At 62.0% G+C, this 24559-nt stretch carries 22 protein-coding genes; 13 read left to right on the top strand and 9 right to left on the bottom strand.

The window, feature by feature from the left end; translation table 11 throughout:
* Positions 1 to 214: 214 nt before the first annotated feature.
* A complete protein-coding gene (locus PQQ51_RS12060; RefSeq protein ID WP_408497011.1) occupies positions 215 to 1960 on the top strand; it encodes a collagen-like triple helix repeat-containing protein in 1746 nt (581 codons plus the stop codon).
* A gap of 148 nt (positions 1961 to 2108) precedes the next feature.
* Positions 2109 to 3377: an isoprenylcysteine carboxylmethyltransferase family protein gene (locus PQQ51_RS12055; protein ID WP_408497010.1), complete on the top strand. Its 1269-nt coding sequence runs from the start codon at positions 2109 to 2111 to the stop codon at positions 3375 to 3377.
* A gap of 56 nt (positions 3378 to 3433) precedes the next feature.
* On the opposite strand, the gene PQQ51_RS12050 is transcribed toward PQQ51_RS12055, so the two are convergent.
* A complete protein-coding gene (locus tag PQQ51_RS12050; RefSeq protein WP_408497009.1) occupies positions 3434 to 4264 on the bottom strand; it encodes an EAL domain-containing protein in 831 nt (276 codons plus the stop codon).
* A 484-nt stretch (positions 4265 to 4748) separates the two neighbouring features.
* Here PQQ51_RS12050 and PQQ51_RS12045 point away from each other — a divergent pair, with 484 nt between their 5' ends.
* A complete protein-coding gene (locus PQQ51_RS12045) occupies positions 4749 to 5018 on the top strand; it encodes a transposase (protein ID WP_408497008.1) in 270 nt (89 codons plus the stop codon).
* A 52-nt stretch (positions 5019 to 5070) separates the two neighbouring features.
* Here PQQ51_RS12045 and PQQ51_RS12040 read toward each other — a convergent pair whose 3' ends face one another.
* Positions 5071 to 6447 (bottom strand): alginate lyase family protein, encoded by a 1377-nt coding sequence (locus PQQ51_RS12040; protein WP_408497007.1) that lies wholly within the window; start codon positions 6445 to 6447, stop codon positions 5071 to 5073.
* A gap of 284 nt (positions 6448 to 6731) precedes the next feature.
* Here PQQ51_RS12040 and PQQ51_RS12035 point away from each other — a divergent pair, with 284 nt between their 5' ends.
* Entirely contained in the window at positions 6732 to 7049 is a 318-nt protein-coding gene (locus PQQ51_RS12035) for a DUF4148 domain-containing protein (protein ID WP_408497006.1), read from the top strand.
* A 231-nt stretch (positions 7050 to 7280) separates the two neighbouring features.
* On the opposite strand, the gene PQQ51_RS12030 is transcribed toward PQQ51_RS12035, so the two are convergent.
* Both PQQ51_RS12030 and PQQ51_RS12025 read right to left on the bottom strand, forming a co-directional pair.
* Positions 7281 to 7529 carry a hypothetical protein gene (locus PQQ51_RS12030; RefSeq protein ID WP_408497005.1) on the bottom strand — a complete coding sequence of 83 codons (249 nt, stop codon included), beginning with the start codon at positions 7527 to 7529 and terminating at the stop codon, positions 7281 to 7283.
* A 121-nt stretch (positions 7530 to 7650) separates the two neighbouring features.
* Positions 7651 to 8697 carry a phytoene/squalene synthase family protein gene (locus tag PQQ51_RS12025; RefSeq protein ID WP_408497004.1) on the bottom strand — a complete coding sequence of 349 codons (1047 nt, stop codon included), beginning with the start codon at positions 8695 to 8697 and terminating at the stop codon, positions 7651 to 7653.
* A gap of 461 nt (positions 8698 to 9158) precedes the next feature.
* Here PQQ51_RS12025 and PQQ51_RS12020 point away from each other — a divergent pair, with 461 nt between their 5' ends.
* From PQQ51_RS12020 to PQQ51_RS12000, 5 genes are all read left to right on the top strand, one after another.
* The gene (locus PQQ51_RS12020; RefSeq protein ID WP_408497003.1) at positions 9159 to 10634 is read left to right on the top strand and encodes an ATPase domain-containing protein; all 1476 of its coding nucleotides are present in this window, start codon (positions 9159 to 9161) and stop codon (positions 10632 to 10634) included.
* A gap of 6 nt (positions 10635 to 10640) precedes the next feature.
* Entirely contained in the window at positions 10641 to 10991 is a 351-nt protein-coding gene (locus PQQ51_RS12015; RefSeq protein WP_408497002.1) for a response regulator, read from the top strand.
* 168 nt (positions 10992 to 11159) lie between these two features.
* On the top strand, positions 11160 to 12593 hold the full coding sequence (locus PQQ51_RS12010; protein WP_408497001.1) for an MFS transporter: 1434 nt from the start codon (positions 11160 to 11162) through the stop codon (positions 12591 to 12593).
* A 17-nt stretch (positions 12594 to 12610) separates the two neighbouring features.
* Positions 12611 to 13816 carry a CaiB/BaiF CoA transferase family protein gene (locus PQQ51_RS12005; protein WP_408497000.1) on the top strand — a complete coding sequence of 402 codons (1206 nt, stop codon included), beginning with the start codon at positions 12611 to 12613 and terminating at the stop codon, positions 13814 to 13816.
* A gap of 2 nt (positions 13817 to 13818) precedes the next feature.
* A complete protein-coding gene (locus PQQ51_RS12000) occupies positions 13819 to 14643 on the top strand; it encodes a citryl-CoA lyase (protein ID WP_408496999.1) in 825 nt (274 codons plus the stop codon).
* Here the strand turns inward: PQQ51_RS12000 and PQQ51_RS11995 are convergent.
* The gene (locus tag PQQ51_RS11995; protein ID WP_408496998.1) at positions 14631 to 15398 is read right to left on the bottom strand and encodes an IclR family transcriptional regulator; all 768 of its coding nucleotides are present in this window, start codon (positions 15396 to 15398) and stop codon (positions 14631 to 14633) included. The two genes, PQQ51_RS12000 and PQQ51_RS11995, sit on opposite strands and share 13 nt — an antisense overlap.
* Positions 15399 to 15606: 208 nt before the next feature.
* On the opposite strand from PQQ51_RS11995, the gene tehA reads away from it, so the two are divergent.
* Entirely contained in the window at positions 15607 to 16605 is a 999-nt protein-coding gene (tehA, locus tag PQQ51_RS11990; protein ID WP_408496997.1) for a dicarboxylate transporter/tellurite-resistance protein TehA, read from the top strand.
* A 322-nt stretch (positions 16606 to 16927) separates the two neighbouring features.
* Positions 16928 to 17806 carry a LysR family transcriptional regulator gene (locus tag PQQ51_RS11985; protein ID WP_408496996.1) on the top strand — a complete coding sequence of 293 codons (879 nt, stop codon included), beginning with the start codon at positions 16928 to 16930 and terminating at the stop codon, positions 17804 to 17806.
* Here the strand turns inward: PQQ51_RS11985 and PQQ51_RS11980 are convergent.
* The gene (locus tag PQQ51_RS11980) at positions 17803 to 18054 is read right to left on the bottom strand and encodes a hypothetical protein (RefSeq protein WP_408496995.1); all 252 of its coding nucleotides are present in this window, start codon (positions 18052 to 18054) and stop codon (positions 17803 to 17805) included. The two genes, PQQ51_RS11985 and PQQ51_RS11980, sit on opposite strands and share 4 nt — an antisense overlap.
* A gap of 39 nt (positions 18055 to 18093) precedes the next feature.
* Complete coding sequence (locus PQQ51_RS11975; protein WP_408496994.1) at positions 18094 to 18594, bottom strand: lecithin retinol acyltransferase family protein; 501 nt, start codon at positions 18592 to 18594, stop codon at positions 18094 to 18096.
* A gap of 437 nt (positions 18595 to 19031) precedes the next feature.
* Between PQQ51_RS11975 and PQQ51_RS11970 the strand changes: the two genes are divergently transcribed.
* Positions 19032 to 19319: a hypothetical protein gene (locus PQQ51_RS11970; protein ID WP_408496993.1), complete on the top strand. Its 288-nt coding sequence runs from the start codon at positions 19032 to 19034 to the stop codon at positions 19317 to 19319.
* Between the two features lie 5 nt (positions 19320 to 19324).
* Positions 19325 to 20095: a PP2C family protein-serine/threonine phosphatase gene (locus PQQ51_RS11965; protein WP_408496992.1), complete on the top strand. Its 771-nt coding sequence runs from the start codon at positions 19325 to 19327 to the stop codon at positions 20093 to 20095.
* 21 nt (positions 20096 to 20116) lie between these two features.
* Here the strand turns inward: PQQ51_RS11965 and PQQ51_RS11960 are convergent, their stop codons facing one another.
* Complete coding sequence (locus PQQ51_RS11960) at positions 20117 to 21478, bottom strand: sigma-54 interaction domain-containing protein (RefSeq protein WP_408496991.1); 1362 nt, start codon at positions 21476 to 21478, stop codon at positions 20117 to 20119.
* A complete protein-coding gene (locus PQQ51_RS11955) occupies positions 21475 to 24531 on the bottom strand; it encodes a peptidase domain-containing ABC transporter (RefSeq protein ID WP_408496990.1) in 3057 nt (1018 codons plus the stop codon). Before PQQ51_RS11955 ends, PQQ51_RS11960 begins: the two co-directional genes overlap by 4 nt.
* Positions 24532 to 24559: the final 28 nt, after the last annotated feature.

Here is a 24559-nt window from a genome sequence, read left to right as displayed (position 1 = left end):
TGCGGCCGTTACGTGCGCGTTGGGCGTTACGTAGCACGCCGACGGAACACGGAACAGGCGCATCTAACAAAACGTTATTTTGTCGATATATGTTGTTTATATTTAAAATTATAAGAAATTTTATTTATCGAATTTCCTGATTCTCGCCCTTTCTATCATTGGCGCGCAACTTGCAAAGATGGACCCACCAATAGCCACTCTTGACGGGGACATCATGAACAAATTCGCCAGTCGGACAGCCATCGCTGTTGCGACGTCTACTTTGCTTGCGCTCTACGGTTGCGGATCGACAGTGCACCTCCCCACCACTCCGGTGGGGAGCGGCGGACTCGGCGGAACATCGGGATCGGGGACTTCGGGCACCTCAGGTACTTCGGGTACTTCGGGTACTTCGGGCACTTCGGGCACCTCGGGCACCTCGGGCACCTCGGGCACTTCGGGCACTTCGGGCACTTCGGGCACCTCGGGCACCTCGGGCACCTCGGGCACCTCGGGCACCTCGGGCACCTCGGGCACCTCGGGCACCTCGGGCACCTCGGGCACCTCGGGCACTTCGGGCACTTCGGGCACTTCGGGCACTTCGGGCACTTCGGGCACTTCGGGCACTTCGGGCACCTCAGGCACTTCGGGCACTTCGGGCACCTCAGGCACTTCGGGCACTTCGGGCACTTCGGGCACTTCGGGCACTTCAGGCACTTCAGGCACTTCAGGCACTTCAGGCACTTCAGGCACTTCAGGCACTTCAGGCACTTCGGGCACTTCGGGCACCTCCTCCACCCCGATCGGCAACGTCGTCACGAATGCCAGCAACCTCATCACCGCGGTCGGCACAACAGTCGCCGACACGGGCAGCAAAATCGGCGGCACATCGGTACCGGGCGTCAACAGCGCGACGACCACCAGCCTCGGCGCCGCGATCACCGATCTCGGCAACGGCGTCAAGGTGCTCGGCAACGGCGCGGCGGCGGGCCTCGGCACGCTGGGCACGTCGGCGAATCCGCTCGGACCGACGCTCACCTCCACGTCGGGCGTCGTCACGAATGCCGGCTCGGCGGTTTCCGCGGTCGGCGGCGTCGTGACGAGTCTCGGCAGCGGACCGCTGGCTCCCCTCGCGCCGGTGACGTCCGCGGTCGGCGGCGTCGTCGACGGCGTGGGCAAAGGCGTCGTCTCGCTCGGCTCGGGATTGAACACCGTGCTCACGAGCGCGCCGGTTCAGCAAATCGAAACGCAGATCAGTTCGGCGATCAACCCGATCACCACCACGGTTTCGAACACGACGCAGACGGTCGGCAACGTGACCGGCCTCGGCGCGCCGCTCAACTCATTGCTCAGCAAGCTCGGCAACGGCATCGACGCGGCCGGCGTGAAGCTGTCGGGCGCGACCGGCGATCAGGTGGGCCAGGACCTCGGCGGCGTGGTCAGCCAGTTGGGCAAGACCGTCACCAGCACCGGCGGGCTTCTCACCGGCGCCACGACCAACCCGCTTGCACCGATCACGGGCTTGCTCGGACCGCTCGGCGGATTGGGTGGACTCGGCGGTACGGGTAGCGGCGGCGTCTCCATTCCGCCGTTGACCGGACTCATCGGCAATCTCGGCAGCCTGGGGGGTTCCGGCGGCACGGGCGGCGCAGCCGGCATCGGCAATCTGTTGACGCCGATCACCGGTCTGCTCGGCAAAGTGGGCTCACTGGGCGGAACGTCCGGCTCGAGCGGCCCGCTCGCACCGGTCACCAACCTGGTCGGCTCGCTGACAGGCGGCCTGACGAGCGTGGTGAGCGGCGCGGCAGGCCAAGGCTCGACGGCCGGCAACCCGGTCACCGGTCTCATCAGCGGCTTGACCGGTGGGTTGACCGGCGGCACGGCCGGCAGCGGCTCGAACGCCAAGAACCCGCTTGCACCGGTGACGAATCTCGTCGGCGGATTGCTCGGCGGTGTGACGGGCGCCGCGGCCGGCAAATAACCGCTGATCGAGCCGCGCCGATCGAGCCGCAGATCAGGCGGCTGACCGGCAGCCCATGCAGCAAGAGGAAGCACTGCATCAACGCAGCGGCCGGGCCTCAAAAAATCAACAGCCCGGCCGCCTTCAATGTCACGACTACGAGGCTGACATGAACTCCACTTTCCCTAGCGTCGCGCAAGTCCACGACCCACGGCCACGTTCGGCGACGCCATTTTCGATCGGCCTGCTCGGCATCGTCGCGGGACTGCTGACTCTCTGGCTGCTGCGCGACAGCACGACACTGGACGGCGCGGCGCGCAGCACCGCCGCCTGCCTCGCGATCATCGCGACGATCGCCGCGTACGAGCTCTTCGTCGCGCGCGTCTATCTGCGTCCGAGCGCCGGACTCGCGAGCCGCGCCGTGCGGCCGCTGAGCATCGCGCGGGTCGCCGTGCGGCTCGCCGCGCTGGCCTCCGTGTATGCGGGAATCGGTTTGCTCTACTGGCTGCTGCCCGAATATCACGGCGCGTTCTACAACCCGTTCTGGTCGTTGATCAGCACGCTCGCGCCGTACCTGATCGTCGCGGCGCCGTTCTACTTCGTGTGGATGGACATGCATCAGCGCGAAGTCGACGACGCCTACCTGACCTGGGGACGTCTGCTGTTTCGCGGCGAACGGCCGGCCAACTGGCGGCCCGTGCGTGAAATGCTCGCGGGCTGGATGGTGAAGGCGTTCTTCCTGCCGCTGATGATCGTGTATCTGTCGACCGACGCGGATCATCTCAGCGCGTCGCTGGCCATCGCGTTGAACGCGCCGTTTTCGCTGTCGACGTTCCGCTTCATGTACGACCTGTCGTTCACGATGGATCTTATGTTCGGCACCGTCGGCTATTTGTGCACGCTGCGCATTCTCGACAGCCACGTGCGCAGCGCGGAACCGACCACGCTCGGCTGGCTGGTCGCGCTGATCTGTTATCAGCCGTTCTGGTCGCTGATCTCGAGCCAGTACATCCGCTACGAAGGCTCGATGTTCTGGGACAACTGGCTGATCTCGATGCCCATCGTTCGCGTGATCTGGGGCACGGTGATCATCGCGTTGCTGATGTGCTACGCGCTGTCCACGATCTCGTTCGGTCTGCGCTTTTCGAATCTGACCAATCGCGGAATCATCACGTCGGGCCCGTATCGCTTCACCAAACATCCCGCGTACATCGCGAAGAATCTGTCTTACTGGATGGTCGCAGTGCCGTTCGTCGAACCGTTGGGCTGGCGGCTCGCGATCATGCACTGCGCCGCGCTGGTCGCCGTGAATCTGCTTTACTTCCTGCGCGCGAAAACCGAGGAACGGCATCTGATGAACGATCCCGACTATCGCGCCTACGCCGAGTGGATTGCGAGGAACGGGCTGTTTGCGAGAATCGCACGAGTGTTCAAATGACGCGTTTGCCACGCGGCACGACACGACGTCGAATTACGTCCTGTCGTGCCGACGCGTTATTTCTCGCGGCGCGGCACGAGCAGATTCGCGAGCCCGGCTTGCGGGCGCGAAAGAAGAGCGCCTTGCGCCAGCACTTCGGGCCACGCGCGCAGCCACTGCAACTGCGCGTCGGTTTCGATGCCGCTCGCGATCGCCCGCACATCGAGCTTACGCAGCAGATCCAGCAGCGCCGTCATCACGACGCACGCACGCGGGTCGCGCGGCACCGCCGCCATCAACTCGCGCGCGATCGCGACGGTATCCACGTCGAGCGCGCCGAGCTGCGCGAGCGACGACCCGCCGTTGCCCCAGTTGCCGAGCGAGAGACTCACGCCGGCATCGCGCAGTCCCGCGGTCAGCGTGCGCAACGACAGCAGTCGCGCGGCATCGGCGCTATCGGCCACTTCGATTTCGAGCAGGTTCGCCGCAACGCCGTACGAGCGCGCCACACGTGCAAGCTCGTTTGCGAACGAGTCGAGTATCGCGATTTGCGCCGGCACCGTCATCGCAATCGGCTGCACCGGCAGCTTCGCGGCCAGACACGCGTGCAATTCACGGCACACACCGTCGACGACGAACGACGCCATTTCCAGCGCCACGTCCGGATGCCCGATCGGCATCATGAAAATGCCCGGCAGCAGCAGCCCGTACTCGGGATGCTTCCAGCGAACGTGTGCGTGAACGCACGCGAGCGATCTGTCGCTTGCGCGATACGTCCCTTGAAACACGAGATGGAATTCGCCCGAACGCAGGCCGTCGCGAACGCGTGCTTCGAGTTCGCTCAGCGGCACGGGATCGTCGCGAGAGTCGTTTGCTCCATCGGCCCAATCGACGCATGTCGAACGCATGTCGAAAGTCGTTGCAAGCGGGAGCGCTGGTTCATGATCGAGCGTATGCATGGTGTCGGTAATTTTTTAACCTCGCTAACGTATGCACATGTCGTGCCACGCACTCGCTACTCATGCATTCGCACGACGAGAACTTTCGTCGAGGCCCGACAGGCAGGCGTTTTCAGCGATGGGAAGTCAACCGGCATGCCCATCGTGACGAGTGCCAAACGTTTGCTTTTTCGCTCGCGTTACGTAGCGTTGCGGATCGACGTTACGTCGCATCACGTGGGCCGGTTTAACGCGAAACGCGAAGTGAGCGTCGCGTAACGACGCCATTCACGACCCAGCATCGCACGCGTAAAAAAGCAACGTAAAAATGGGAATTATTTGCCACGACGCATTGCAGCAAGAATGTTTGACCGATTTAAAAAGATTTACTAGTATCGGCAACATTGCTGTCTCATAAACAGTCACAACTCCCACACAGTACTCAAGGCCGAAGATGGTAACCATCCCACTTACAGATGCCGATTGGGCTCGCGTTGAGAGTCTCTTTCCCGAAGTTCAATCGGCCCGCGGTCGGCCGCGCCGCAGCGACCGCGAGATCCTCAATGCGATTCTCTGGCTGCAACAGAGAAAAGAAAAATGGCACAGACTGCCTGCGACTTTTCCACCACAGCAAACTTGTTATCTTCGCTATATGGCCTGGAAAAAGACCGGCGTACTGGAGCAGGTCAACGAGCGTTTGTCGATGTGCGAGGAGACGGTTTGAAACGGCCGAATGAAAATTGATTCGGATGCCATATCGCTGACCTTACCAACGCTCATTGCGCGTTGGTCGCACCCCAGCCGCCGTGCGTCAGCACTTCCCATTGAACGTTGTGGCCGTCGTCGGGAATGGCAAAAGGAATGATGTCGTCCATTACGTGGGCGTTCGTCTCGGGTAGATCGACCTTATTGCGGATTGCATAGGCGTTGTATGCCCTCACCATCGTCCCTTTCAGCACAGGGACAAATTTGTCGGTGTTGGGAGCGCTCGATCCCGAGCATAGCGAACCCAGCAAGTCTGCGGGAACGTCGGTATAAGCGATCTGCGACGTATTGCGAACGCCGCGCAATAGCGTCGACAGAAACTCGAGCGCCGTGGTCAGCCGCTGCTGCTCCACCGTATAGAGATCCGTTCCCTGGATATACGCGGTTTCCGCAGCGTTGAAAGTTGCGGCTATCGCAAGGCCCACGTGCTGCGTATCCCGGCAGGTTTCCTGTGTGACACCACTGACAGCGGAATTGAAAACAGTCTGCCCATTCCATGAAAAACCGCCGGCGTGCGAACTGCCCGGTCCACCCGGAAACGTGACCGGAGCATTTCCGTCGAGGTCCGCATTGTAGTAATAAGCCGGCACCCAGCGCTTCCACAAGGCTACCGCGCTATCGAACAGCGAGCGATCGTCGGTGAAGACCGCGATGCCGAACATCCCGTCGATCATGCTCAGCTTCCAGTTGCCGTTCTTGCCGGCGCCGTTCTCTCCAGTGATGGACGGCAAATACTGGGTCGTCAGCATTGTCGCGAACGCTTTTGCGTCGTCGGGCGACCATCCGCTAGCCGTATAGCGAATGATTTCTGCCGCGGCCGGCCAGATTTCCGCAGCCCATGCGGATTGCAAAGGGCCATTGGTGCCGCCATGTCCACCCGTCAGTTTGCTTGAATAAGCATTCATGATTGCAATCGCATTGTCGGCGTAGGTCTGGTCGCCGGTCAGGTACCACATGAGCGACTGTGTGTAAGCCGCAGTGGCGTCACGCAGTTCGGCCTTGCAGCCGTGGTCGTTGGTCGAGGCCGTGTCGCACGAGATGCGGCCGTCGGCCGGCGGTCCCTGAACTGCGTAGGTCTTTGCGGCCCACACACTGTTTTTCATCGCGTCGAATGCATGGGCAACGACAGGGTTATTCGCGGCAATCTGTGCCTTGACAGCGTCGAGACGGTCTCGCGTGACGAGAACGCCAGGATGTTTGAACGAGCCCGATGTCGCGACCGGCGAGGTCGCAAGAACCGAAGCAGGCGATATCTGCGATAGCGCGGAGGCCATTGAGTTTTCCACGTCGTTACGACCGCCGGCCGTGCCGTCGCAAGCCGCCAGAGTCAGCAGCACAATCAGCGCGGCTACACGTTGAAGGGATTTCACCTTATTCAATACCGACATATCTGCTCCTCTTTCAGATTCGCCACTCGAACTGAATAGACTCGAGTCCCGGCGTCCGGAAGAAAAGGATCTTGCCATCGGATAATTAGGAAACCCTTAGCGGCGTTTTCGACGCCGTTTGCCCCGCCACTCCGTTTGGTTCCTCGTCAATCATTACAAATTCAGCAACAAACCTTGACTGAATCCACGGTTACTCCCGCCAGTTCGCAAAACTACAATGGAATCACTGGCTACGAACAAACTTGGTCGTAGCGCGATAAAGACCGAACTGGAGGTAGTTCATTATGAAATCGCTCATTCAAGCTGTTGTTATCGCCGCCGCGCTGGCCGCTCCTGTCGCTTCGTTTGCGCAGTCGAACCAGCCGGTGACTCGCGCTCAAGTGCGCGCCGAACTGATTCAACTGGAGCAGGCGGGCTATCACCCGGGCGGTCAGGACCCGAACTATCCGGCCGACATTCAAGCCGCCCAGGCACGCGTCGACGCGCAGAACGGCACCGCGCAAGCAGCGCAAAGCGGTTACGGCGGCGTGGTGAGCGGCGCGTCGCAATCGGGTCATGTGGTGCAGGCGAGCGGCCCGCAATCGGTGTACTTCGGCCACTAAGCGCATCACCGCGCATAAGCTGAGCGGTCAGGAACGAAGCGTTACAGGCGGCGAGACCCGCGCCCCTTAGCTAAACGAAATGACCTAAAACAAACTGGCCCGCGATCGAGCATTGCCGATAGCGGGCCAGTTTTTCGTATTCGATACCTCCGTCATCGGGCTTACGATGACTTCGCCCGGACCGTTACGGTCTGGGCGCTTTTTTTTATAGATCAGGAGTGGCGACGAACGTCAGTCGCGGGCAACCAGATCGCCGACTTGTCCGCGACCCGTCACGAGGCAGCTCGACAGGAAGTTCTCGCCCTGGCTGCTCGCGGCCCTGTCGCCGAAACCTATGCTCAACGCGTGCGATTTGGTGAGTTCCGCGCCTTTCTGACAGGTTATCGTTCCCATCTCGCCGGCCTGCGCGCGCATCAGCGCCCTATCCGCCATCAGATAGCCCAGCAACAGCACCACGGCAATATTGAACACTTGTCGCATGGTTCGTCTCCTGTTTTGAACAGACTAACGCGAACCATGGGGGCGTGGTGCCAGGGGTTTCCCGATTGGTAGTACGAACCCTGATCGCCGTCAAACCGCACGCAATCAGGCCGTTCCGGCTTCAGAACCGCGCTTCGATCTGAGCGATGCGTGTCTCGACCGACCTGCGCACCAGCGCATTCGAAGGCACCAGCAGCAGCGAAGACGCGATGATCTTATAGACGTCGTTACGCCGCACTTTCGACACCTGCGCCGGATCGAGCCATGCGTCGTTATTCACCAGCAACAGCAGCGTATCGAGGCCGATCAGGATCGGCCACAGGCAAGCAAGCCGCAAACGCACGGACAGTGCCGGAATCGCCAGCGTGTAGTCGAGCGCCTCGCGAAAGTGATCCAGCGTGTTGCGCACGAGTTCGATCATCAACGGCCGCGCGCGCTGCGAGTTGGCCGGCAACAGAAGATCTCGTGCGCTCAGGCCGTAGCGATCGAGCATGCTGTGCGGCAGATAGCAACGGCCGATCCGCAGATCCTTGCCGCAATCGCGCAGCACGTTGGTCAGTTGCAGTGCTTTGCCGAAGCGCACGCCGCGCCGTTGCATCGTGTCCGGTTGCTCCTTCAGCGTGCCGGGCATGTGCGCGTAAGTCATCGTCGTCCAGAATTCGCCGACGCAACCCGCCACCAGATACGTATAGCGATCCAGTTCGCTGTACTCGCGCAGCGCGGCGATCTGTCCGGAGCGTTCGTCGGGGAAAGTCCGAAGGTCGAATTCCATCCCCTCGGTCAGCGTGGTGACGATGCCGCGCACCGCGTTGCGATCGGACTCGCTCAGTTGCGCGAGTACTTCGAAAGCGGGCCCGAGCGATTCGAGCAATAGCTTTTCATCCGATTGCTCCTGCTGTACCGCGACTTCGGCGGCCATCCGCTGGAACAACGCGTTGTCGTGTGCGGCGCCGTTGACCTGCTCGCGCAACGACAACAGCAACGCGAGACGTTGCTCGGGCGAAATCAGCGAGGTATCGGCGATCGTATCGGCCGCGCGCGCGAGCAGGTACGCAAGGCCGATCGGATCGCGCATGCCGACGGGCAGCACGCGCAGCGTGAGATAAAAAGAGCGTGAAACGCCTTTCAGGAGCGGGCCAAGAAGAAAGGCCCGGGACGGGTTCGGCATGAATGGGATCGGGTCGGAATTGAGCGGAAAACTGGCGCTGCCGAATTGTATACGGTGAAGCGGCCAGACCGTCATTCGCGTCGGCAGGCACTGGATGAAGTCGCCGAAATCCACTCACCTGGAAATACCAGGGCATCCCAGGTAATTTCGGTTCTCATCGACGGTTTGAGGAAATCGGTCCGCGCGCTCTGGCACCTACTCTTTATTGCACCGGATTGCAAAAACGCGCTAACGGCATGCGTCGATTACATTCCGCTTTTCCCTTCCGACAATCGCCCTACGCGCCGCCCAACCTCGCGCGGTTAGCCAACCCTCGCGCCACCGGATAGAATCCCGCTCATTCCGAGCCGACTCGCGGCCGCGCATTCGAGCGGGAACGCGGATTGCTCTTCAGGTTAGTTTGGGTTGTCGAACGGTCGAGCACGATCTCTCACATCCCGCACTTTGATCGACACATCCACATGACTATCCACGAATCCAAGACGTCTTCCCGGTCCAACGTGGAAACTGGCGTGCCCGGCTTCGACGAGATCCTGGGCGGCGGCCTGGTCAGCGGCGGCGTCTATCTGCTCGAAGGCATGGCAGGCGCGGGCAAGACGATCCTGTCGAGCCAGATCGGCTTTCATCGCGTAAGCCAGGGCGACAAGGTGTTGTACATGACCTTGATCGCCGAGTCGCACGACAAGCTGCTGGGCCACCTGAAAGGCCTGAGCTTCTTCGACGAAAGCGCGGTCGCGCAGCAAATGCTGTTCGTGTCCGGCTATCACGAACTGATGCAGGACGGCCTCGACGGTTTCCTGAAGCTGATCGCGTCGAGTATCTACGACTATCGTCCGCGGCTGATGATCATCGACGGTTTCCGCAGCGCGCGCGAATTCAGCGAAACCGAATTGTCGCTGTCGAAGTTCATCCACGAACTGAATGCGCTGGTCGCAGCGCTCGATTGCGCGACCTTGCTGCTCGCGCCGCTCTCCGGCAACGAACCGCATCCCGAGCACACGCTCGTCGACGGTCTGATCGAGCTGAACCGCTACAACGACGGCATGCGCCGCGCGCGCGAGATCGAAGTGCACAAGATGCGCGCGCGCAATCATCTGATGGGCAAGCACTTCTTTCGCATCGCCGAAAGCGGGCTGCTGATGTTCCCGCGTCTCGAAGCGCAAGGCGCGGCGCAGCCGGGACCGGTGGATCTGAAAACACGCCTCGGCTTCAACCTGCCGCATCTGGACCACCTGCTCGGCGGCGGTTTCGCACGAGGCTCCACGACCACGCTGATCGGACCGTCGGGCGTCGGCAAAACCCTGCTCTGCCTGCAATTTCTCGCGGCCGGCATCGCGCGTGGCGAACGCTGCGTCTATCTGGGCTTTTACGAAGGACCGCAGCGGCTGATCGGCAAAGCCGAGGCCGTGTCGATCGGACTCGCCGACGCGTACGAAGACGGCCGCCTGATGATCCAGTGGCAACCCGCGGTCGAACTGGCGATCGACGAACTCGCGGCAATCGCGCTCGCCACGGTCAAGCAAACCGGCGCGGCGCGCATCGTGATCGACGGCGTGGAGGGTTTTCGCGACTCCGCGTTGCGCCCCGAGCGCTTCGGGTTATTCCTGAACGCGCTGCTGCATCAGTTGCGCGAAGCCTGCGTCACCACGCTGCTGACCGAAGAGCTGCCGCTTTACGCGGACCCCGGCCACGCGAAGAGCGTGCGGGTCTCCGCGTTGACCGAGAACCTCGTGCTGCTGCGCTACGCTGAAACCGATGCCGGCCTGCGGCGCATGATTTCGGTGGTCAAGCAGCGCGAAAGCGCGCACGACACGTCGTTGCGCGAACTCGTGATTTCGTCGCAAGGGCTCGACGTGATGGAAGCCACCGCGCATCCCGCAGGCATGGTCACGGAGCACGGCCTGTCGGCCACACTGACTCCGCGAAGAAAGACGTAGCCGCCCATGAAAACCATTCTGGTCGTGGACGACGAGTTCGACATCCTCACGGTCTGGCGGCTGTTGCTGGAGCGGCACGGCTATGCCGTGCTGACGGCGTCGAACGGCGCGGTCGCGCTCGAACAGATCCGCAACGCGCGGCCCGACATCGTGGTGTCGGATTGCATGATGCCGATCATGTCCGGCCTGCAACTGTGCGCGGCGCTGTTCGCCGACCCCGATCTGCGCTCGCTCCCGATCATCCTGTGCAGCGCGGCCGCCGATATCCCGGTGCAGCCGAATCCGCGCATCGCCTACGCCCGCAAGCCGCTGTCTTTCGACACGCTGCTCAAGATGCTGGAGCAGTTCGACGATTGAGCGACGCGCCGGACTCGCCATCGAGGCCGTCCGGCGTTTTCCTCTCTTCTAGGTAAAACCCCTGATTCCTTGCGACGGTCGCACAGACTACTCTCGGCACACCCATTAAATAGAACGTCGTTCTATTAGACAGAACGACCCAGAGTGAGACACTCGAAGGAGAATTTCATGGCAAGCCTGCCGATCGGCGCGCGGCGCGCGTCGTCCGATTCAAGCGCCGCAGGGCCGGAGCTCACGCCCGGCATCAATGCGCGCATCGATCGCCTGCCCGCCACGCGCGCGGTCTGGATGCTGGTGTTCCTGCTGTCGATCGGCGGCTGGTTCGAGTTTTACGATCTGTTTTTCACCGCGTACGTCGGCCCCGGCCTCGTCAAAAGCGGCCTCTATTCGACGACCACCGCGTCGTTCTTCGGCGTGTCCGGTCTGGGCGCGTTCGTCGCGGCGTCGTTTGCGGGGCTCTTCATCGGCACATTCTTTCTCGCCGGGATGGCGGACCGCTACGGCCGGCGAACCGTGTTCACCGTGTCGCTGTTGTGGTATTCCGCGGCCACGCTGATCATGGCGCTGCAAACCACCGCGCCCGCGATCAACCTGTGGCGGCTGATCGCCGGCATCGGCGTGGGCGTCGAACTGGTAACGATCGACACCTACGTCAGCGAGCTCGTGCCGAAACATCTGCGTGGCCGCGCGTTCGCGTTCGTGCATCTGGTGCAGTACAGCGCGGTGCCGTCGGTAGCGTTTCTCGCGTGGTGGCTGGTGCCGCTCACGCCGTTCGGTCTGGACGGCTGGCGCTGGGTCGTAATCATCGGCGCGCTCGGCGCCCTGGTGGTGTGGGCGATTCGCCGGCGTGTGCCGGAAAGCCCGCGCTGGCTCGCGCAACAAGGGCGCGCCGCCGAAGCGGAACAGGTGCTGCACGCGCTCGAAACGAAAGTCGCCGCGCAATACGGCAAACCGTTGCCCGCACCCGTACCGACGATCGAACCGGCTACCACGAAGGCCTCCTTCCGCGAAATCTGGCAGCCGCCGTATCGCAAACGCGCGATCACGATGCTGGTCTTCAACCTGTTCCAGTCGATCGGCTTCTACGGCTTTGCCTCGTGGGTGCCGACGCTGCTGGTCTCCAAAGGCGTGACGATCACGCACAGCCTGCTGTACTCGTTCGTGATCGCGATCTCGAATCCGTTCGGGCCGCTGCTCGGAATGGCGTTCGCGGACCGCATCGAGCGCAAGACGCTGATCGTGTTGTCCGCGCTCGGCATCGCCGTGTTCGGCAGCCTGTTCGCGACGCAGACCTCGCCCGCGATGCTGATGATCCTCGGCGTGCTGATCACGCTGTGCGGCACGCTGCTTTCGGTCGGCTATCACGCGTATCAGACCGAGCTGTTTCCGACCCGCTTGCGCGCTCGCGCGGTCGGCTTCGTGTACTCGATGTCGCGTCTGTCCGCGATGTTCTCCGGTTTCATGATCGCGTTCGCGCTGCGTCACTTCGAAGTGACGGGCGTGTTCGCGTTGATCAGCCTGTCGATGCTGATGGTGATGGGAGCGATCGGCATCTTCGGCCCGCGCACCAACAACCGCAATCTCGACGAAATTTCGCATTGAACAAGAGGTTTGAAAAGATGACGCTGCCCCTCGCAGGAGTGCGGGTACTGGATTTGTCGAATGTACTGGCCGGACCGTTTTGCGCGTATCAACTCGCGCTGCTCGGCGCCGAGGTGATCAAGGTCGAGCATCCGGAAGGCGGCGATCTCGCGCGCCGGCTGGGCGCCGACAAGGATGCGTCGGCGCGCAACATGGGCGCTTCGTTCGTCGCGGTGAACGCGGGCAAGCAGTCCGTCACGCTCAATCTGAAAGACCCGCGCGGCAAGGCCATTCTGCGCGATCTCGTGAAGACTGCGGACGTGCTCGTCGAAAACTTTCGCCCCGGCGTGATGACGCGCCTCGGTCTCGATTTCGACGCGCTGCGCGACGTGAATCCGAAGCTCGTGTATTGCGCGATCTCGGGCTTCGGCATGGACGGCGAGTTCTCGAAACGCCCTGCTTACGACCAGATCATTCAGGGCATCTCCGGCGTGATGAGCGTGACTGGCGACGCCGACAGCGCGCCGTTGCGCGTCGGCTATCCGGTGTCGGACACCGTGGGCGGACTGACGGCCGCGTTCGGCATTTGCGCCGCGCTGGTCGATGCACGCGCGACGGGACGCGGCCGCATGCTCGACGTGTCGATGCTCGAAGCAACGCTCGCGACGATGGGCTGGGTGGTGTCGAACTATCTGAACGCCGGCGTCACGCCCGCGCCGATGGGCAACGAGAACTTCACCGCCGCGCCTTCGGGCACATTCAAAACCGGCGACGGCCCGCTCAACATCGCCGCGAACGAGAACAAGCAGTTCGCGAGTTTGTGCAATCTGATCGGCCGCGCGGACCTGCTCGACGATCCGCGCTTTTCCGAGCGCAACGCGCGCAAAGTGAACCGCGTCGCGTTGAAGGCTGAAATCGAAGCCGCGTTGGCACGCGACAGCGCGACTAACTGGGAAGCAAAGTGCTTCGAAGCAGGCGTACCCGCGGGGCGCGTGATGTCGGTGCCGGAAATTCTCGCGCATCCGCATCTGGAGTCGCGTGAGTTCATTCGTGAATTCGCCGCCGACAGCGCGCGCAGCATCGATCGCCAACGCGTGACGCGCGCGGGTTTTCGTCTGTCGGACGGCGACACTGCGCCCGCCACACCCGCGCCGGTTCTGTCGGCGCATACGCGCGAACAACTCGCGTCGCTCGGTTACGACGACACGCAAATCGACCACCTACGCGCCGAAGGAGTGATCTGAACATGACGCAAGCATTCGATGCCGCCACGCTCGCCGCCGATTACTGGAGCACGTCGATCATCGACATCCATCCCGGCTCGATCAACGTGCGCGGTTATCCGATTCAGGAATTGATCGGCAATATCAGCTTTCCGCAAATGATCTGGCTGATGTTGCGCGGCGAACTGCCGGACGCGGCGCAGGCGCGCCTTTTCGAGGCGGCGTTAGTGGCCTCGGTGGATCACGGGCCGCATGCGCCGTCGATCGCGATCTCGCGGATGGCGACGAGTTGCGGGCTGCCGCTAAATGGCGCGATGGCCTCGGCGATCAATGCGCTCGACGACGTGCACGGCGGTGCCGGCCAGCAAGCGGTGGAGCTCTACGACTCGATCGCCGCGCGCATCGAAAACGGCCTGACGTTGGCGCAAGCGGTCGAGCAAGGCGTCGATGCGTTTACCGCGGAGCATGGCAAGTATCTGCCGGGGTTTGGGCACCGCTTTCATCCGGTCGATCCGCGCGCGGTGCGGCTGCTCGCGCTCGTGGACGAAAACGTGCAGCAGGACACTATCGCAGGACGGTACGCCGCGATTGCACGCGGGATCGAAGCACTGCTGAAGGAACGCAAGAACAAACCCGTACCGATGAATATCGACGGCGCCACCGCGGTGATCTACGCTGAACTCGGCTTTGCGCCGGAACTGGCGCGCGGCGTGTTCTGCCTGTCGCGCGCGGTCGGCATTCTGTCGCATGCGTGGGAACAGCGCGGACGCAAGGAGCGCAACAAAGGGCCGATGCCGCGCCAGATGAACTACCGCTACACGGGCGAGCCCGAGCGTCACTTGCCCTGAACTTGCGCCGCCGCGCGCCGCTGCGCATTGCGCATTGCGCGCGAGTCGCCGCCGAGCGCATCGGTGGCGCGCGACCCGCAATCGAATAGCGCGTCCAGATTGCGTTCGAGGAAGTCCGGGCCGATTCGCGAACTCGGACCCGCCAGCGTCAGCACGCCGCGCAAACTCTGCCGCACGCCGAACACCGGCATCGAAATCCCCGCCGTCTCACGATCGCGTTCGCCGATCGACACGCAATAGAAGTCCTCACGAATCTTGTCGTACGGCTCGCCGGGCATCCCGCCGAATGCAAGCAACGCGTGACCGCCCGAGCCGCTTTCCAGCGGCAGCACATCCCCTTCGCGCACATGAAAGCGCACCGCGTGCTTCGAATCCACGCGATGCAGGCATACGCGCACCGCTTCGTCGCGCACGTAGAACGACACGCTCTCGCCGCTGATTTCCGCGAGTTCGCGCATTAGCGGCACGAGAATATCGCCGACGTTGAGGCTGCGCTGATACAGCGCGCCGAGCATGAAGGTGGCGGAGCCGAGTTGATAGCGGCCGTCGTCGAGACGCAGCAACAGACGGTGCTGGATCAGCGAACCCGCGAGCCGCAGCAGCGTGCTCTTGTAGAGGCCCGTGCGCGCCGCCAGTTCGGCAAGCGTGAGCGCGGCGTCGTCGGGACGGAACGCGAACAGAATCGCGCACGCACGATCGATGACGGCGACGCCTTCGCTTTCCTTCGGGTTGGATTTGTCCGCTGGCGTGGGCATGAATGGGCGAGGCATCGTGTCGAAAGCGAAATTTTACGCCAAGGCGAGCGCGCGTCATACCGTAAGACGATTGAATCACGTTGAGACGATCGCGCGATTTGTTGAGCGGCGTCCACGTTCTCCGTTTGGGCCGCGGCTTTTACAGTACGTCATCGATCGCGCCATACCCGCACTGCGGAGCGCGTCGCAACTTTTCGGAGGATCGGTGATGAACAGCAATCGTGGTTCGATTCCAGTCGCTTTCTTCGGCATTGCAGTGGGCGCGCTGGCGTTCGCGAACTTGTGGCGCGTGGCAATTCGGGTGTGGCACTTGCCGGCCGGTATCGGCGACGTGCTGACGGTCGTGGCGCTCGGCGTGTGGGTGGTCGTTCTGGCTGCTTATGCCCACAAGTGGTTCACGCACGCGGACGCCGCGCGCGCGGAAATGCAGCATCCGGTGCAATCGTCGTTCGCGGCGCTCGGGCCGGTTTCCAGTTTGCTGGCCGCGCAATTGCTGCTGCCGTATGCGCATAGCGTTGCGCTTGCGCTGTTCTGGGTGGCGACGGCGGCGCAACTCGCGCTCGGCGCTTATTTGCATGGACGGCTCTGGCAAGGTGGACGTCAGCCGGAATTGATCACGCCGGCCATCTATCTGCCGACGGTCGCGCCGAGTTTCGTCGCGGGGACTGCGGCTGCGGCCTTCGGGTTTCATCAACTGGGGGCCTTGTTCTTCGGCGCCGGTTTGCTGTCGTGGCTCGCGATCGAATCGCTGATCCTGCATCGCGCCGCCGTGCATGAACCGCTGCCGGAAGCGCTGCGGCCGATCCTCGGCGTGCAACTCGCACCGCCGGTGGTGGGGGGCGTCACGTACCTTGGCCTCACGAGCGGCACACCCGATCTGTTCGCGATGATGCTGCTCGGTTATGGGCTTTATCAGGTGCTGATGCTGTTGCGTTTGTTGCCGTGGATTCGTCAGCAAGCGTTCGTGCCGGGGTACTGGGCATTCAGCTTCGGTGTGGCCGCGCTGCCGACGATGGCGATTCGCATGGTCGAACGAGGCGCGACCGGTCCGATCGAATGGCTCGCGCCGGTTCTGTTCGTCGCGGCGAATGTCGTGATCGGGATTCTGGTGGTGAAGACGGTGCAGTTGATGGTGCGGGGGACGTTGGTTCCGGTGGTGAAGGCGGTGCAGATTGCTGCGAAGTCGAACGTCGCTAGTGTGGGGTAGGACGGTGACAACAAATAAGAATGCCCAAGTCCACGGATAGCCGACCGTCTACTGCTAGTCAGGTATTTATCGTGGCCCTTGGGCGCGCTAGATTCTGCAGTACAAGGCGCGCTTCGTCAACCTGATGCGATGGCGTTTGCGATGCCCACGCAGCTTCGTCCTCCGAACGACATCTCCTTTCCTCAGATCCACTCCGCCCACCCCTACGAATTTCCGTCTTGTGATCATGGCCGCTCCTTGAGCCGCCACTTTCGAATTTCTCGCTCACCCCGACAAACGATGATAAGTTACCCAACTCAATAAAAAATCTTATACGTTCATCATGAGACCGTATCTGCCTCTGAACGCGTTGCGCGCATTCGAATCGTCCGCGCGGCATTTGAGTTTCACGCGCGCCGCGCTCGAACTGAACGTGACCCAGGCGGCCGTCAGCCAGCAGGTCAGGACTTTGGAAGAGCGGCTCGGCACCGCCCTCTTCAAGCGTCTGCCGCGCGGCCTCGCGATGACCGACGAAGGCCTCGCGTTGCGCCCGGTTCTGAGCGATGCGTTCGATCGCATCGAGGCGGTGCTCAAGCAATTCGAAGGTGGTCACTTCCACGAGGTGCTGACAGTCGGCGTGGTCGGCACGTTCGCCGTCGGCTGGCTGATGCCGCGCCTGAAGTCGTTTCGCGAAGCGCACCCGTTTGTCGAGCTGCGGCTGCTCACCCACAACAACCTGGTCGACCTCGCCACCGAAGGCCTCGACTTCGCGATCCGTTTCGGCGACGGCACCTGGCCCGGTTCGCTCGCCACCCGCCTGCTCGATGCGCCGCTCGCCATTCTCTGCACCGCGGAGATCGCCGCACGTCTCACGCAACCCGCCGACCTCGCGAACGAAACGCTGCTGCGCTCCTATCGCGCCGACGACTGGATGAACTGGTTCGCCGCAGCCGACATCGCGCCGCGCCCGATTCGCGGGCCGGTATTCGATTCGTCACGGTTGATGGTGGAAGCGGCGATGCAAGGCGCGGGAATCGCGCTGGCGCCCGCGCTGATGTTCGAGCACGAGATCAATACGGGGCGTCTCGTGCGTCCATTCGATGTGGAAGTGCATGCGGGCAGCTACTGGCTGACCTCGCTAAAAACCCGGCCGATGACACCGGCGATGCTGCTGTTCAGTCAGTGGATCGTCAAGGAAGCCGCTTCGGCAGCGCGCATCTAGCAAACCGCCGCGCGACGATGGCCGTTCATTGCAGGCCGCTCGGCTTGCGGCGGGAACACGTTCCACGACCCGTCGTCGTGACGGAAAAAGAAGATCGACAGCAGCCCGCTCGGGCGCCATGCTTCCACGCGCACAAAACGCTGATGCGATGCGCGATGGCAAAACTGCACGACACGTGCGGGCATAGAAGGTGTCGGCGCGAGCCATTTATCGACGGCCCAGTGCAAGGTCTTTTCGGCGGCAATCATGATGTTCTCCTTGAATCCGTTCATGGCGATCCGGCGGGTTCACGCGATGTGCGCCGACTGAGCGCACGCCCTGCCGCTTTCGACAAAAGCCTTCACGAGGCACACCAGCGCATGCACACCCGTACGCGGATGACGCAAGCAGCAATGCACCTGTTCACTGCGGCTTTCGCCGAGCAGACACCACGAACAGAAGTGTTCGCAGTTGTTCGTCAGCAGCCGATAGCGGTTTTCGCCGAGACGGGAGCGGGCGCGACGCACTGCTTCGTCGCCGACGTAACGCGCGCTCGGCGTCGCGCGGATCGTCAGCGAATGACCGGCGGCGAAACGTTCCAACTCCACTTCTTCAACCGGACCGCGCTGCGCGGAGCCAGCAAAACCCGCGTAATGAACGACGCGGCCGTTGCCGACGTAGATACCGTGATGTTCATAACCGCGACGTTGCGTAACCAGATGAGCGCCGATCGGCAACTCGATCGCCGACGAAGCACGGCGGCTTTCATTGCGCTGTGCTTCGATCGTTTGAAGAGAAGTGGTGTTCATGGCTGGCCTCGTTTCGTTTCCAACACTGTTGCGAGTTCATTTGCATCATCCGGGCCAGGCGTTGAAACGCCTTTATTTAAGGGGGCAAACGGAAAATAGCGCGGTTCTTGGGCGGACAGGTGGTGGTGGCGACCCGACAGAATTCGCACCGATGTGTCGGCGAACGGCACTCATCCCCCGGCGCTAAAGCTAGCGTCCACACATCTGTCCGATGTGTTGGGCGTCGCACCGGTTTGCGCGCGCCGTTGTTGGCTGCATGCCGACCTCTGGCCACGTGCATACCCTCAACGTACTTCGGGGACCGGACGAAATCGCCGTGCCATCAACGTGTTGCGGCAACGCACTCGTGTGCGCCGCAAATTGGCATGCCCCTTGCAAGATCGGATTCAGCTTCTTTTAACCGCGCGCCGCGTGAGTGCGGCCAACCGGAGAACGACATGGCTTCGATCACAGTGAACGATCTTTCGATGAACCTCGCGCTCGACCGCAAAGCAATGGCATCGATTCGCGGCGGCGGTGGCGCGCCATGGGTGTACGGCTGGATTCAGCCCTATGTGCGGGAAACGCCTAGCATCGGGCCGGTCGTCAATCTGTACGAGGTGTCGAACAACTTCTATGCTAACCAGATGATCAACACGTTCCAGTCGGTCGACGTGCGCAATACCGGCGCGAACTCGACCATCAGTGTCGCTCCCGACGCACGCAGCAGAAACGATACGGTGTAGCCGTTGTGACCTGTGCCAATCAGTTTCGATGGACGTCGTCCGCGCGCTCCGACGCCGGACGCGTCCGTGAAATCAATGAAGATGCCTGCCTCGACCAGCCCGAATCCGGACGCTGGGCCGTCGCCGACGGCATGGGCGGGCACGCGGTCGGTGACGTCGCGAGCCGCCTCGTGATCGACGGTTTGAACCGGCTCGCGCGGCCGGCTGGCCTCAACGCGTCCGTTGCGGAAACACGCGTGTGTCTGCAAACGGCGAATCGGCAGTTACGCGACGAAGCGACGCGCCGCCAGGTGCAGCGAATCGGCAGCACGGTTGTCGTGCTGCTGGCCTGCGAGCGTTTCTGCGCGTATCTATGGGCCGGCGACAGCCGGCTCTATCTATTGCGCGAAGGCGCGTTACGACAACTGACGCGCGACCATAGCCAGGTCGAAGAACTGAAACTGCTCGGCGTCATTACCGATGAAGAAGCGCGGCATCATCCGGCCCAGCACATGATCACGCGCGCAGTCGGCGCAACCGATCTGCTCGAACTCGACGACGACGCGATCGAAGTCGCGGACGGCGACATCTTTCTTCTCTGTAGCGACGGCCTGAGCAACGAAGTCAGCGCCGAAGAAATGCTCGCCGTGTTGACGAGCGTGGCGTGCGAGCAAGCGTCGAAGGAACTGGTCGAACTGGCGCTCGCGCGCGGTGGGCGCGACAACATCACCGCGGTGGTGGTGCGGGCAGAAGACCCGTATGCGTCGGAAAAGACCCTGCTGAATCCTGCACCGTGAATTTGCGTGGAATGCAGTGATTCATGAATCGCCGTCGTCTTCTTCGTTTTCGTTTTCAGCGGTGCCGTTCTTGCCAGGCGACGCGTTCAGATTCCGGTGACGAAAGTCCTTCGAATGCAAACCGTGTTTCTTCAATAGCATTTGCAGATGCGAGCGGTTCATGTCGATGCGTCTTGCGAGTTCCGCAACCGTGCCGCCGACCTCGCGCAGCCCGCGCTCCAGGAAGGCTTTCTCCGCGTCGTCGCTGGCCGCGCGTTTGGCGTCGCTCAACGACATCAGATTCGCGACGCTGATCGGCTCATGACCGCTCGCCGTCGCAGCGACGGTAGAACCCGGCGCGGCCGGCCGCATATCCACCGGCAGGTGATCGAGGTCGGCCATGTCGCCCGCGAGGCAGGACACGCGATACATCACGTTGCGCAATTCGCGGATGTTGCCGGGAAACGCGTAGTTCAGCAGAAAGTCGCGCAAACGCGGCGTCAATCTGACGGGCCGCCGTTTCAGATTGCCCGCGGCCTCGTCGCCGAACCATGAAATCAGCAGCGGAATTTCATCGCGCCGTTCGCGCAATGGCGGCAGCGTGACGTGAATCACGCTGAGCCGGTAGAACAGATCCTCGCGAAACTTGCCCTCTTCGCTGAGTTGCCGCAGATTGCGATTGGTCGCCGCGACAATGCGCGTATCCACCGCGATCGTTTCGTCGGAGCCCACTCGCTGGATCTCGTGTGCTTCCAGCACGCGCAGCAACTTCACCTGGCCGGCCAGCGGCAGCTCGCCGATCTCATCGAGAAATATCGTGCCGGTATGCGCACTTTCGAACTTGCCCTTGCGATCGTTCGACGCCCCGGTAAACGCCCCCTTGCGATGCCCGAACAATTCCGACTCCAGCAGATTGTCCGGAATCGCCCCGCAGTTCACCGAGATGAACGGCTTGTCGGCACGCGATCCGTTCGCATGAATCACCTTCGCCATCAGCTCTTTGCCGGTGCCGCTTTCACCGTCGATCAGCACCGGCAAATCGGTCGGCGCAGCTTTCTCGGCGATTTCGAGCGATTCGAGCAGACGCGGATTGTCGCCGAACGTCCCTTCGAAAATGAAGCTGCGTTCGAGCAACGCCTTGCGGCGCGCGCCGCGCGACTGGTCCGCCGAATGGTCCGGCGCGGCATCGGCGGCCGCGGCGGCCTGCACGAAGCGCTCCTTGTGCGAAAGCTGCATCACCTCGTCGCGCAGCGACGTGGCTTGTCGCAACAGCTTGTCGATGTCCGCGCGTTCGAGACGCGACGACCAGCGCAGCGTCGAACGCAAGATCTCGATCCGCTCGATCAAGCCCGCGTACGAAATCGCCGGTGCGGCTTCTTCTATCTGATCGAGTATCTTCATCACGCACTCAACTGTTTCTGGACTAGCTGGTAGTACATGCCGCCGCGCTGAATCAGTTCATCGTGACGGCCCTGTTCGACAATCGCGCCTTCGTACAGCACGAGAATCTTGTCGGCGCGCATGATCGTGCTGAGCCGATGCGCGATGATCACCGCCGTGCGGCCCTTCAGGATGTCGTGCATATTGCCGAGAATATTGCTCTCCGATTGCGAGTCGAGTGCCGAGGTGGCTTCGTCGAATACCAGCAGGCGCGGGTCGTGATACAGCGCGCGTGCAATGCACAAGCGCTGGATCTGCCCACCGGACAACCCGATACCGCGCTCGCCGACCACCTGCTCGTAGCCGAGCGGCATCTTGCTGATGAACGCATGCGCGTCGGCCATTTTCGCGACTTCCTCGATACGGCGGCGGTCGGGCGCATCGTCGCCGCTCGCGATGTTCTCGGCGATCGTGCCGGAAAACAGCAGATTGCTCTGCATCACGTAGCCGATCTGCGCGCGGAAATAGGCTTTGTCGACCACGCCGAGATCGTAGCCGTCGATCGTCATCTTGCCCTCGGTCGGCGTATAGAAGCCCACCAGCAGTTTCGCGAGCGTGGTCTTGCCCGAGCCGCTACGTCCGACGATCGCCACCAGTTCGCCGGGCTTGATGTCGAAGCTGATGTTCTCCAGCACGTAAGCGGAATCGTTGTCGCCGTAGCGGAAGTAGACGCCGCTCAAGCTGATTTCGCCCTGAAGCTCTGGCAGCATCACCCGCGAAGGCAGATCTTCCGGCTTCTGCTCGGGCTCGATGTCGAGCACGTCGCCGAGACGCTCCATCGCGACGCCCGCATCGTTCAACATGCTCCACAAGCCGACGAGTCCCATCAGCGGGCCCAGCACGCTGCCCATGAACGCGTTGAACGCGATCAACTGACCGATCGTCATTTCGCGCGCCAGCACGAGATTGGCGCCCACCCACAGAATCGCGATGGTTGTCGCCGCATTCAGCAACTGGCTGCCGAGGCCGATGAGGATACTGAACGCATGCGCACGGTACTGCACTTCCAGCGCCTTCGCGTATTTCTTTTCCCAGCGCAAACGCACGGGCCGCTCGATGCCCATACCCTTGACCGTCTCGACACCCGCAAGCGCTTCCATCAGAAACGCCTTGGAATCGGTGGAGGCGGTGAACACCTCGCGCGCGTAGTTCTTGATCTTCGGCGTGGCGAGCGCGGTGAGCGCCATGATCGGTATGACGAAAGCGATCAGCACCAAAGTCATCTTCACGTTGTAGACGAACATGATCGTGAAGTAGATGAACACCATCAGCAGATTCAATGCGGTCGTCACGGTGGATTCGGTGAGAAACGCACGGATCGTCTGGTTCTCCTGAAAGCGCGCGAAGATATCGCCGGTTTTGCGCTTCGCGAAGAACGAGAACGGCAATGACATCGTATGTTTGAAGAATTGCGACATCATCGCGAAGTCCATATTGCGCACCATGAAGTTCGCCAGATAAGCGCGAATCGACGACATCAACTGCGAAAACACATTGGCGATGATCAGCCCGCCGATCAGCAGATGCAGCAGACTCACGTTCTGATGCACGATCACGCCGTCGAGAATGTTCTGGATGATCAGCGGCGGAATCACGCCGAGCACCTGAATCACGAAAGTGGCGAGAAACAGGTGTCCGAGTATCTTTTTGTAGGGCCTGAGATAACCGACAAAGCGAATCCACGGCGAGCGCGCCGCGGACATCCGCAACAGATTGGGGCCGCCGGTAAACAGCAGACAGGTGCCGCTCCAGCCGCGCTCGAAATCTTCCACGGTCATCTTTCTGAAGCCGAGCGCCGGGTCCGCCACCCACACGTACTCTTTGGAAACGCCATACACCACCACGTAGTGGTATCCCTCCCAATGCACGATGAACGGAAGATCGAAGCCGCGCAGCGAATCGAACGTGCATTGCACGCCGCGCGCGGTGAAGCCGAGCGATTCTCCGGCGCGCGCAAGGCTATCGAGCGTGGCGCCTTGCGTCGTCACATTCGCGAGCTCGCGCAGTTTGCCGAGCGTCATCGGAATGTTGTGGTGGCGGCATACCATCGCGAGACAGGCCGCGCCGCAATCCATTTCCTCGGCCTGCTCGACCAGCGCAAAGCGCTTGATGACTTTCTCGCCGAACTCCGGTTTGGTCTGCAGGTCGAGCATCAGCGGCAGCTTGCGGCGCTGTTCAACGCGCTTCTGCCGTTGCAATTCCCGGTCGCCGTAACGAATCCGCTCGTCCAGTACTTCGCGCAGTTTCGGATTGCGCTCGAGAATGAAATGCACGGTGCGCTCGGGAATGACCAGCAAGCGCGTATCGGTAGAAGCCACGGCCGACGCCATCTGCTCCTGACGCATCAAACACGCCTTTTCGCCGAAGATCTCGCCTTCGCCGAGCTTTGCCAGCGTGTAGTCGTGCCCTTCCTCGTGCCGCACGATGCGCACTTCGCCTTGCCGCACCACGTAGAGCCGGCGATCCTCGCGACCGTCCTGCTTGAGAATTTCCTTGCCGGCAGCCACCCGCTTCACGCCGACACTGCGCACGTATTCTTCGAGTTCCGCCTTGTTCAGCTTGCCGCGCAGATCGAATAGTTGCGCGACGAAGCCGCCGGCCGAATTGATCGCCACATAGCTCGCCACGAACGCGAGCGCGGCCTGATTGCCCGCGATCACCGGTTCGATCGCGGCGCGCGGAATGAACAGCAACTCGGTTTTCGCCGATGCCCGCACTGAAGCCTCGTGAACATAAGCGCGCAACATGGCGATGTCGGCGAAAATCTCGCCTGACTTGCGCACGCCCATGCTGGTTTCCTTACCGTGTTCCTCGGTAAAGATCCGCACCGATCCCGAGCGAACCACATACAGGCCGTCAGCCGTTTCGCCCGCGGAGCACACCGTCTCGCCGAACGAATAGAAACGTGCCTGCGCGAATTCGGCAAGACGTTCGATCTCGTCGCGCGAAAACGGCGAGAGGATTTCCACCGAAGTTAGAAACGCTGCGGCGGACGGAGTGGTCTGGGGTGCATCCATGGGCGATTCAGCCTCGATCCAGCTTGTG

Origin of the sequence: Paraburkholderia xenovorans, assembly GCF_046030735.1 — a bacterium.
Taxonomy (GTDB): Bacteria; Pseudomonadota; Gammaproteobacteria; order Burkholderiales; family Burkholderiaceae; genus Paraburkholderia; species Paraburkholderia xenovorans_A.
This window is presented reverse-complemented; position numbering and strand designations above follow the sequence as displayed.